The organism is Robertmurraya sp. GLU-23, from assembly GCF_052983275.1.
Map to the genome: position 1 here is coordinate 109,927 of NZ_JBRKCV010000014.1, position 10,846 is coordinate 120,772.

Sequence of the window (10,846 nt, forward strand, 5' to 3'; positions counted from 1 at the left end):
AAATCACTGTGTGGTTTGCTTTTTTTGCTTATGGTGGGTGGGTGAACAATTAGGCGTACTTAGTGCTTGTGGATTCCAGGAGGGGACAAAGTTGGGATTTAGGACCCGTGATTTCCAGGAATTAAAGAAACTATACATCGGGCCTATCCCCACAATACCAACCCCATTCAAAGCAAAGCCTCAGCCAACAATGTATACGTCTCCATTTTATCTTGAAAGTCATATACATTATTAATAATCATAAATTCATCTGTACGATACCGCTCGCTAAATCTGAGAATGTCCTCTTTCACCTTCTGTGGTGTACCTATGATCATGCGTTTGCGGTTTTCTTGGATTTTTACTATGTCAGCACTTGTTAGTGGAATTCTTTTTGCCTCTTCTACAGACATAATCCGAGTATCCAGTCCTTTTTCGATAGCTAAAAGCCACATGTCCTGGCTCAAAGCCAATTCTTCTGCTTTTGCCTGTGAGGACGCACATACCACGAATACGCAAACATTCGCTTGTGGCTTTGGTAGCAGGGGGGAGGGGTGGAAGTTTTCATAATAATAGTCCAAAGCCCGCTGTCCATTTGCCGGAGTAATAAAATGTCCATACGTAAAGGCTGTCCCATGTTCTGCAGCCAACCTTGCACCCCGATGTGTGATACCAAGCATCCAGATGTGGGGGAAACTCGAAGAAATAGGGTAGGCTTTTACCAACTCATAAGGATGGTCGGCAGGTAAGTCATTACTTAGAAAGGCTTGCAAATCTCTCACTTGCCGTGGGAATTCATTTAGAGTTTTTCTTGATCCATCTGTTAATGCTATTCTGGTGGTTGCCGCACCTCCTGGAGAGCGGCCAATTCCTAGATCGATTCGGTTGGGAAATAGAGCTTCTAATACTTTAAAGTTTTCGGCAATTTTATATGGACTGTATTGTGGGAGTAAAACACCGCCAGATCCTACTCGGATTTTTTTCGTGCTTGATGCAATATGAGAAATTAGTACTTCCGGAGAAGAGCCTGCGATTCCGTTTGAATTATGATGTTCAGCAACCCAAAAGCGGGTGTATCCTAATTCCTCGGATAATTGCGCGAGTTTCACGGTGTTTTGTAGTGCAGTCGAGGCGGTTGCTCCTTTACTGATAACTGATTGATCAAGAACACTAAGTTTCAAGACATACCCTCCAACAAAAAAAATAATAGACATTTCCACTTTAATTTATGTGTTTCCATGAAGCAAGAAAAGTAACCTATCTATTACTTTAGGTGGTCTCCAGTTATGCTTTTATGATTGTAGTAAAATGAAATTGTATCCGAATTGTTCTATAATGAGATAAAAATCAATGTAACAAAAAGGAAGATTCTTTAATGAAAAAATACGAAAACCAAATACCAACCTTTATGAATATGAATCTAAAGTCGATGATCAGCATGATGAAGGATTCTATAACAAGTAAAAGTATTCGAAGGCCAAGCAGTCCAATCCAGGTAGAAAATTTTGTAGAGGGAACTACTTCTCATTCAAGGGTTACCTGGTTTGGGCACTCGACTTTTCTTCTTGAACTTGAAGGGAAAAGACTCTTCTTTGATCCGATGCTTGGTAACCGTCCGTCACCGGTTTCATGGGCTGGTACGAAACGTTTTAGCACAAACTTGCCGATTGAACCTGAAGAGCTTTTCCGTATTGATGCAATAGTGATCTCCCATGATCATTATGATCATCTGGATTATTCATCTATTCGTAGATTAAAGGATAAAACAGAAAGATTTATTGTACCGTTAGGGGTACGACGATATTTAGTCAATTGGGGTGTTCCTTCAGAAAAAATTACTGAGCATGCTTGGGGCGACGAAGTCCAGCTTGAGGATCTCACCCTAGCTTGTATGCCTGCTAGACATTTTTCCGGAAGAGGTTTATTTAATCGAAATTCTACCTTGTGGTGTTCATGGGTAATAGCAGGACGTGAAACAAAGGTATACTACAGTGGCGACAGCGGTTATGGTCCACATTTCAAGGAAATCGGTGATAGCTACGGACCTTTTGACGTAACTTTAATGGAATGCGGTCAATATGATGAGCGTTGGTCCCATATCCATATGCTACCGGAAGAAACGGTACAAGCCCATCTTGATGTTCGCGGTGATTTGTTAATACCTGTTCATTGGGGAGCCTTTACCCTTGCTTTCCATTCGTGGATTGATCCAGTAGAACGAGTAACAAAAGCGGCAGCTCTGCATCAGGTATCCATTTCTACGCCGAAAATCGGGGAAACCGTTTGCATTGGTATGGATGATTGTCCGAAAACTCCTTGGTGGAGGGAAATTTGGAAGAAGTAGACGTAAGTTTGCTTCTTTTTTAGTGCAATCCTTTATTGTAACCGATCTATTTGACCCTCGTGGACGAGGAGAACTTCATCCAAGCATAATATTTCGAGATTTCCATTTCCATAATCAAATACCACATTACACTTTAGACCTTTATAAAGGACTATTTCATAAATCAATTTCCACACACCTTTCAACTTATTATTTTTCAACACAAAATCTATTTTAACAACATCAGTCTGTAAATAAAACCATTTATTACCAACATTTTTAGTCAAGTTACAACAAATTTCAACGATTCTTTGTCGACACTCGTTCGTCTACCTTCTTTTATCCTTTTTTATAAACAAGACTTTTGGTGTATTCAAATCTCTTGATGATGCGAGTAATATATGAGGATGTATGTTGTGAATTACAAAGAGAGAAGGTAAGTAAGATGGATTTTTTTTCATTCCAACTCGAATATGATATGTTAAAAGATTTAGGGATCTCTATAGGAATCTTGCTTTTGTTTATTCTATTTAGAAACCTATTTACGAAATATGTATTTCAGTTGATATTAAAATTGTCTAGAAAAACACCCACTGATTTTTTTACGCAAATTTGCTTAAGTTTTGAACGCCCGATCGGCTGGTTGTTTATTATTATCGGTTTATATGTAGCGATGGATTATTTCCCGTTTATCGAACAGCACAATGCACTATTTTTAAAATTTCTACGATCTATGGTGATTGTAACCATTACGTGGGGATTATTTAATCTTTCTTCACCAACTACTGGAATTATCATGAGTGTGAATCAAAAAATTAATAATAAGATAGATTTAATTTTGATTCCTTTTATCTCAAGGACGATTCGAGTGATCCTTGTTGCCATCAGTATTAGTATTATTGGTCAGGAGTTTGATTATGACGTTAATGGCTTGGTTGCTGGACTAGGACTGGGCGGTCTTGCCTTTGCACTCGCTGCCAAAGAAGCGGTTGGCAACTTGATTGGTGGTATCGTTATAGTAACCGAAAAACCTTTTTCGATTGGAGATTGGATTTTAACTCCTAGCGTTGAGGGAACGGTAGAGGATATTAATTTCCGAAGCACGAAGGTACGAACGTTTAGCCAGGCTTTAGTAACGGTTCCGAATTCAACTCTAGCGAACGAACCAATTACAAACTGGAGTCGTATGGGGAAAAGACGAATTACATTTCACTTAGGATTAAACTATAAATCTACTAAAGATCAAATTCAAAGAGTCGTTCAGCGGGTGGAGTATCTGCTGCGAAATCATGAGGACGTTCATCCGGATACGATTATGGTGGCATTCGATCAGTATAATGATAGTAGCCTTGATATCCTCTTATACTTTTTCACGAACACAACCGTTTGGGGAGAGCATGTGAAAATTAAACATGAAATCAACATAGCGATTATGGCGATTTTAGAAGAAGAGGGTGTCGAAGTGGCATTCCCAAGTAGAACGATTTACGTATCACAGGAATCGAGTGATATGCTTCAAACTATGGGTTCTTTTGATTGACCTGTTAAGAGACCAACCGTTTATTTTAGCGGTGGGCTCTTTTTTTTATAGTACACAATCCACAAAGAAGGATTCTATCTGCTGGATGTTGAAATAATTTATATTGCCCTATAGACAAGGAGACTACGAATGTGAAGAAAGAATTACGTTATATTGGGGAAAAGATTGTAAAAAATGAGGATATATTAGCTACCAGAATATCGGAGTTAATCGATTCAGATTATTCATCAAGTCTGAGTAAGGCTGGGGCCCCTGACCAAGAGCTACATGCATACAGAGCAGAACTCGTCAGATACTTTGGACAGGCCTTATACGAGGAAAAGGAAGTCATTCTTGAACATGTGATTGGTTGGGGGAAAAAGTCCGCTATATTTGCGATGAAATATCAGGTCTCACTAAGCAATGCCTTACGCGCAGTGAGCTTTTACCGAACCATTCTATGGGATGTATTTACCGACGAATTGGCGGAAAAACAATTTGCGGCCATTACGATGCTTGATGTGTCTAAAATCATTGATCCTTTAATAGATAGAGTACTGCAAGTGATAAGTGAAGTGTATGAAAAAAGAAACACCGAATTAATGAAAATTGCTTATTCCGCTGTTGAAGAGTTATCCGTTCCCGTTGTGGTAATCACCAAGGGGATTGCGGTGATTCCACTGATCGGGACGATAGACACCAATCGAGCGCAATTAATCATGGAAGCTGTACTCAATGAAGGCTCACGCCTTCAGTTAGATTCACTAATTATGGATGTATCGGGTGTACCTATCATTGATACGATGGTAGCTGACCAGCTTTATAAGATTATTACTGCTCTAAAGCTTAGCGGAATTGAACCTTTAATCACAGGTATTCGTCCAGAACTAGCACAAACAATTGTGAATATTGGCTTGCACTTTAATGATGTGACAACTAATTCATCATTGGAGAATGCATTGAAACAATTAGGTTTCTCAGTAAAAAGAAGCAGGTAACATCATTGCGAATTCAATGGTCCTGATTGATTTTTCCATCAATCAGGACCATTTTTCTTTCATGACTTTTCTTCACCCGTTCATACTAAGGAAAAAGGAGGAAAAGAAGATGGGACAGCTTACATATAAGCAATCGTGGTTCGGGAATGTAAAAGGCGACCTATTATCAGGTATCGTTGTTGCCCTAGCATTGATTCCAGAGGCGATTGCTTTTTCAATTATTGCAGGTGTTGACCCGATGGTGGGGTTATATGCTTCTTTTACGATTGCTGTGACGATTTCGTTTCTTGGCGGAAGGCCTGGTATGATCTCTGCCGCAACCGGGGCGATGGCCTTGGTGTTTATTGATTTAGTGGCTAATTACGGTGTGGAGTACATGTTAGCGGCAACGATCCTCACGGGTATCATTCAAATTCTATTTGGTGTGTTTAAGCTAGCAAGATATATGAAATTTATTCCGAGGTCTGTCATGGTTGGCTTCGTGAACGCGTTGGCCATTCTTATATTTATTTCGCAGCTTCAACATTTTCAAGGTGAAAATTTAATCATCTTTGTATTGGTTGGATTAACCCTTGTGATCATCTACTTATTTCCTTATCTCACAAAGGCCGTTCCTTCTACTCTTGTTGCCATTGTAGTGATTACAGCTTTATCGATTTTTATGAATTACGGAGTTCGTACTGTAGGGGATATGGGAAACATTTCGAAAACCTTGCCGGCTTTTTTCTTGCCAGATGTCCCGCTTAATCTGGAAACAATCATGATTATTTTCCCATATTCGCTAGCGCTCGCCGTCGTTGGACTTCTCGAGTCATTGTTAACGGCCACGATTGTCGATGACATGACAGACACAGATAGTGATAAAAACATGGAAAGTAGAGGACAAGGAATCGCTAATATCATTACGGGTTTTTTTGGTGGAATGGCTGGTTGTGCGATGATTGGTCAGTCTGTAATTAATGTTAAATCCGGTGGTCGAGGACGATTATCCGCTCTTGTTGCCGGTGTGTTTTTGATTTTTTTAATTGTCGTTCTTGGAGATATCGTTGTTCAAATTCCGATGGGTGCTTTAGCTGGGGTGATGATTATGGTCTCCATAAGCACGTTTGACTGGAATTCGATTAAAACACTTCACCTGATTCCAAGAAGTGATGCTGTGGTGATGGTCGTTACCGTATTAACCGTAGTCTTAACGCATAATTTAGCGATTGGCGTTTTTACGGGAATTCTCCTTAGTGCAATCTTTTTTGTCTCAAAAATATCAAAAGTAAGAGTAGATAGTAAGCTCGAAGGCAATACAAGAACATATAAAGTCAAAGGTGAATTGTTTTTTGCATCTGTGACAGAATTGTTAACTCTGTTCGATTACAAGGAAAAAATAAAATATGTTGAGATCAATTTAAGTCGCACTCATATATGGGATGATTCGGCTGTCGCTGCCGTTGATAAAATTGTGAACAAATTCGAAGAAAATAACATAATGGTAAATGTAACAGGATTAAATGAAGACAGTAACGAATTAGTAAGTAAATTAGCAAATAAACTTGGATCACATTAATGGAGGTAGAATGATGTATAAAAAAATTCTTTTAGCATCCGACGGTTCGGAACACTCCAAACGAGCAGCAGAAAATGCCATACACATCGCACAATGCTCTAAGGGCTCATTGATGGAAGTGGTGTATGTAGTAGATGCAGATAAAGCTAAATCAGATGTGTTAAACAATTGGAACACAGCGGATATAGGGGATAAACGGAAGGAACGAATGAGAGCTATTGAAAAAATGGCGAAAGAAGCAGGAGTAACTTATAAGTTAACGATCCTTCACGGAGAGCCTGGTCCTACGATCGTAGACTATACGAATAAAAACAATTTTGAAATCGTTATCATTGGTAGCAGAGGATTAAACGGACTACAGGAATTTGTGTTAGGAAGTGTAAGCCACAAGGTAGCAAAACGAGCGAACTGTCCAGTTTTAATCGTGAAATAAAGAGAAAGACCACTATCACCTGTGGTCTTTCTTAGCTTAATCCCCCAAAGAACCTCAAAAGCACCCCGATTGAGTTACTGTTAGTAAGTGTGTTTTTATTTTCTCAAGTAGGTTTTTTATATAAATTTATAGATTTATATAGTTACTATGAAAAAAAGAAAGTATATCAAAGGAATCAATTGATGATTGCGCTTTCATTCAATTTCACAATTTCTCCACATTCTTATATACTTGTTTCTGTTAAAAACGGCCCCGACTTTCATGAGAGTTGAAAGTCACTACAAATAAAAAAAGAAGAGGTGCTTCATGAATTTAAACACAATTAAATATGAATGGTTTGGGAACATCAAAGGAGATGTGTTGGCAGGATTAGTCGTTGCCATGGCCTTGATCCCAGAGGCGATTGCGTTCTCAATTATTGCAGGAGTTGATCCGATGATTGGGTTGTATGCGTCCTTCTGTATTGCGGTTGTGATTGCTTTTGTTGGGGGAAGACCTGGGATGATTTCTGCTGCAACTGGTGCGACTGCCTTGCTGATGACCACATTAGTGGCTGAACACGGACTGCAATACCTGTTAGCTGCGACGATTTTAACAGGGATTATTCAAATTGTCATGGGTGTTCTGAAGTTAGGAAAACTCATGAAATTTGTTCCTAGATCCGTTATGGTAGGTTTTGTTAATGCATTAGCAATCCTGATTTTCACGAGCCAATTAACGCACTTTGTTGGAGAATCTTGGGCGATGTATGCGATGGTGGCGGGGGCATTAGCAATCATTTATATTCTTCCACGCTTTACAAAGGCTGTTCCATCTCCATTAGTGGCAATCGTTGTCATTTCTGCTATTGCTATCTTTACAGGTAGTGGTGTGCGTACGATCGGAGATATGGGGGAATTAACCCAAGCTTTACCTATGTTTTTATTGCCTGATATTCCATTAACATTTGAGACGTTAAAAATCATTTTCCCTTACTCACTTTCGATTGCAATTGTTGGTTTAGTGGAATCTTTGCTAACAGCAACGATCGTTGATGATATGACGGATACGAAAAGTGATAAAAACAAAGAGGCACGTGGTCAAGGGATTGCCAATATTGTATCTGGACTGTTTGGTGGAATGGCTGGATGTGCGATGATTGGTCAATCGGTCATCAATGTGAAATCTGGTGGGCGCGGACGACTCTCTGCTTTTGTAGCTGGCGTGTTCTTAATGATTTTGATCCTAGTATTAAATGACTTCCTTGTTCAAATTCCAATGGCAGCACTTGTAGGTGTAATGATTATGGTGTCTATCGGTACATTTGATTGGGGTTCAGTAAAATCTCTACACAAAACTCCGATTACCGATACGATTGTGATGATTGCTACCGTTCTTACAGTACTAATGACACATGACTTGTCAAAGGGAGTGTTAGTAGGAATTATTTTAAGTGCGATTTTCTTTGCATCTAAAATTTCAAAGGTGAAAGTAACGACACTTGCCTCAGAGCATTCTCATAAAAAGTATTACCGTGTATCTGGTCAATTGTTCTTTGCTTCAGTGACAGACTTTGTAGAATGCTTCAATTACAATGAAGATGTTAAAGAAGTAAATATTGACTTAACGGAAGCTCATCTATGGGATGATTCTGCAGTTGGTGCGATAGATAAAATCGTCATTAAGTACCATCAAAACGGGATTAAAGTCAATCTCATAGGACTAAATAAAGAAAGCAATAAATTAATAGATAGATTAGCCGTTCATAACAAACCAGGTGGCCTAGAGAAAGTTGTAGGACATTAAAGTGAAACCGCAAAGCGATGATGCTTTGCGGTTTTTTTTTATTAGCTTTTAAAAAAAGAGAGTTGCCGCCCAGCTCGCTTAATAAATCTAATCGCTCTTGGAGAATCTAACAGTATTCATAACGAAAAATTGGAGGAATCATTTTGGGCGTTGAAGCAGAACAGATTCATTATTGTGAGAACTGCAAAGAGGATACACTTCATAAAACCTATGAAGATGCGATGGAGATTACCTACCGTTGTACACAGTGTGAAGAAGAGTCAGAGGTATTTAAATCCTTTTTCTAATGGGATAGCAGGTTACATTGGGCTTTGGAGAGTTTCTTTAAAATCATGTAAGGTATTAGAAAGGTGATAGAGTTGGGTTATGTACAGATGCTAGTTGAGCTGGTTGGTGGTTATGTTTTTCTATTTATTATTGTGAAGATTCTTGGGAAAACCCAAATTAGTCAAATCACGCCGTTTGATTTTATATCCGCACTCGTGTTAGGTGAATTTGTAGGAAGTGCGGTTTTTGATCCGAAAATAAATCTTTTGAAGATCTTTTTTGGTATAACAGTATGGGGCCTCCTGATCTATATAACGGAATTAACGACCCAGAAATCCCTAAGACTTCGGTTATTTTTAGAAGGAAAACCATCCTTTATCATACATGAAGGAAAATTAGATTGGAAAGAACTCAAAAAGAATCACCTTGATATTAATCAACTTCAACAATTACTTCGGTCTAAGGATGTTTTTTCCTTACGAGACGTTGAATATGCCATACTAGAACCAAATGGCTCAATCAGTATCTTAAAAAAACAAGAGGCAGATAAACCTACATATAAAGATTTTAACTTAAATATAACCAAACGAATGGTTCCTCTTACCATAATCAGTGATGGGGAAGTTATTATGGAACATTTACAGGAGTCTGATATGGACTATAAAGGGTTAATCAAATGCCTCAATGAAAGAAATATATCTTCAGTGAGAGAAGTGGCATATGCGGAATGGGAATCAGATAAAGATTTGTATCTTCAGGTATATTAATTGTTTCAGGTATAAACCCCTGTCATGAACATGACAGGGGTTACCTCTTATTCGTTATCAGACTCTTCAGTGCTTTCTTCAGTGCCTTCTTCTGTTTGGTTTTCTTCTGTTTCAGTTTCTTCTGTTGTGTCTTCGCTGCAGCCTGTGGCAAATCCAATTACCATAAAAGTTGCTAACAGAGCTAATAACCCTTTTTGTAGTTTCTTTAATTTTTCCATTTTCATTGCCTCCTATTTGCGCTTTAAGTGACTTACAAACTTATCATACATCAGAAAAAGCAAGAGAATGTCCAAGTTACCAATTATTTACACAATCAAGAAACAATATTTAACTTTTTAATACTGAGTATACAAAGTTTGCAATTCATTCATAATCCAACGATAATGGCTCCATTGATTAATGGTCATACTATCTTTAATTAATTAAGAAAAAAAGGAGAGGTACGATGCCTAGAAAGCCTGCACAAACGGAAGAAGAGTCAGAAAAAGAAAAAATTGTCCATTTGCCAAGTAATCAACCGAACAAAGAGGAAGTAGAAAGCCTTTCACATATGTTAGCAGCGGTATTGGAGTATATATCAGATGAAGAGGTAGAAGAAATAGATTTTGAGTACATATTGGATCATACAGAAGGTCTCAGAAACTGGTGGGAACGTTATCAAGAAAACAACCGAAAAAAAATTGAGGAAGATATAAAAAATTCACTAAGTGAATTATCCTTTGAAGAACTGCAAAAAATCCGGGAACAGATCAAAGAAAAATAGGACAGTATAGCCATATGCATTCCTTTTTAGGGATGCTTTTTTTGTATATTAGATTTACCCTTAATCGAGTAACTAGCAAAAGTAAAATAAGTGGATAATTTCCGGTTAGCTGCAGAATGGAGCCTCGTTTTGGGGGAATAAGGGGAGGTTTTCCGCTTATGCAAAGTAAAATCTCCTATTTTATAAGTTTTCTAGCCAATAATCGGAATCTCTCCTTCTATTCTAGCTTTTTTTCATAATTATTAAAAAATAGTCGGAATTTCTCCGTCTATCAGCTCGGGTGCTTAATCTAAACCCCACAACCGATAAACCAAATTGACGTATGCCAATTGAAGTGCCCCCCGTCAAGTAGACAGCGGAAATAAAAAAACGACACTAAGCGGCTTTAGCCCTGTATTCTAAGGGACTAAGGCCGTTTAGTCTTTTTTGTAATCTTTCATAATTATAAAATTTT

12 protein-coding genes are annotated in these 10,846 nt (G+C 38.3%); 9 read left to right on the plus strand and 3 right to left on the minus strand.

The window, feature by feature from the left end:
- Nucleotides 1–167: 167 nt before the first annotated feature.
- Nucleotides 168–1,160 carry an LLM class flavin-dependent oxidoreductase gene (locus tag ACVBAX_RS19155; RefSeq protein ID WP_447118425.1) on the minus strand — a complete coding sequence of 331 codons (993 nt, stop codon included), beginning with the start codon at nt 1,158–1,160 and terminating at the stop codon, nt 168–170.
- Nucleotides 1,161–1,354: 194 nt separating this feature from the next.
- On the opposite strand from ACVBAX_RS19155, the gene ACVBAX_RS19160 reads away from it, so the two are divergent.
- From ACVBAX_RS19160 to ACVBAX_RS19195, 8 genes are all read left to right on the plus strand, one after another.
- Nucleotides 1,355–2,323 (plus strand): MBL fold metallo-hydrolase, encoded by a 969-nt coding sequence (locus tag ACVBAX_RS19160; protein WP_447118426.1) that lies wholly within the window; start codon nt 1,355–1,357, stop codon nt 2,321–2,323.
- Nucleotides 2,324–2,747: 424 nt separating this feature from the next.
- Nucleotides 2,748–3,842, plus strand: a complete 1,095-nt coding sequence (locus ACVBAX_RS19165) for a mechanosensitive ion channel family protein (RefSeq protein ID WP_447118427.1) — start codon at nt 2,748–2,750, stop codon at nt 3,840–3,842.
- A gap of 131 nt (nt 3,843–3,973) precedes the next feature.
- Nucleotides 3,974–4,819 carry an STAS domain-containing protein gene (locus tag ACVBAX_RS19170; RefSeq protein WP_447118428.1) on the plus strand — a complete coding sequence of 282 codons (846 nt, stop codon included), beginning with the start codon at nt 3,974–3,976 and terminating at the stop codon, nt 4,817–4,819.
- A 109-nt stretch (nt 4,820–4,928) separates the two neighbouring features.
- A complete protein-coding gene (locus ACVBAX_RS19175) occupies nt 4,929–6,377 on the plus strand; it encodes a SulP family inorganic anion transporter (protein ID WP_447118429.1) in 1,449 nt (482 codons plus the stop codon).
- A gap of 13 nt (nt 6,378–6,390) precedes the next feature.
- Nucleotides 6,391–6,810, plus strand: a complete 420-nt coding sequence (locus ACVBAX_RS19180; protein ID WP_447118437.1) for a universal stress protein — start codon at nt 6,391–6,393, stop codon at nt 6,808–6,810.
- Between the two features lie 306 nt (nt 6,811–7,116).
- Entirely contained in the window at nt 7,117–8,595 is a 1,479-nt protein-coding gene (locus ACVBAX_RS19185) for a SulP family inorganic anion transporter (protein WP_447118430.1), read from the plus strand.
- 143 nt (nt 8,596–8,738) lie between these two features.
- Nucleotides 8,739–8,882 (plus strand): hypothetical protein, encoded by a 144-nt coding sequence (locus ACVBAX_RS19190; RefSeq protein ID WP_447118431.1) that lies wholly within the window; start codon nt 8,739–8,741, stop codon nt 8,880–8,882.
- A 63-nt stretch (nt 8,883–8,945) separates the two neighbouring features.
- Complete coding sequence (locus tag ACVBAX_RS19195) at nt 8,946–9,629, plus strand: DUF421 domain-containing protein (protein WP_447118432.1); 684 nt, start codon at nt 8,946–8,948, stop codon at nt 9,627–9,629.
- Between the two features lie 47 nt (nt 9,630–9,676).
- Here the strand turns inward: ACVBAX_RS19195 and ACVBAX_RS19200 are convergent, their stop codons facing one another.
- Nucleotides 9,677–9,847, minus strand: a complete 171-nt coding sequence (locus ACVBAX_RS19200) for a hypothetical protein (RefSeq protein WP_430775711.1) — start codon at nt 9,845–9,847, stop codon at nt 9,677–9,679.
- Nucleotides 9,848–10,074: 227 nt separating this feature from the next.
- Here ACVBAX_RS19200 and ACVBAX_RS19205 point away from each other — a divergent pair, with 227 nt between their 5' ends.
- Nucleotides 10,075–10,392 carry a hypothetical protein gene (locus tag ACVBAX_RS19205; protein WP_447118433.1) on the plus strand — a complete coding sequence of 106 codons (318 nt, stop codon included), beginning with the start codon at nt 10,075–10,077 and terminating at the stop codon, nt 10,390–10,392.
- A 375-nt stretch (nt 10,393–10,767) separates the two neighbouring features.
- On the opposite strand, the gene ACVBAX_RS19210 is transcribed toward ACVBAX_RS19205, so the two are convergent.
- The coding region (locus tag ACVBAX_RS19210) for an IS3 family transposase (RefSeq protein ID WP_447117691.1) at nt 10,768–10,846 on the minus strand (79 nt) is incomplete at its 5' end.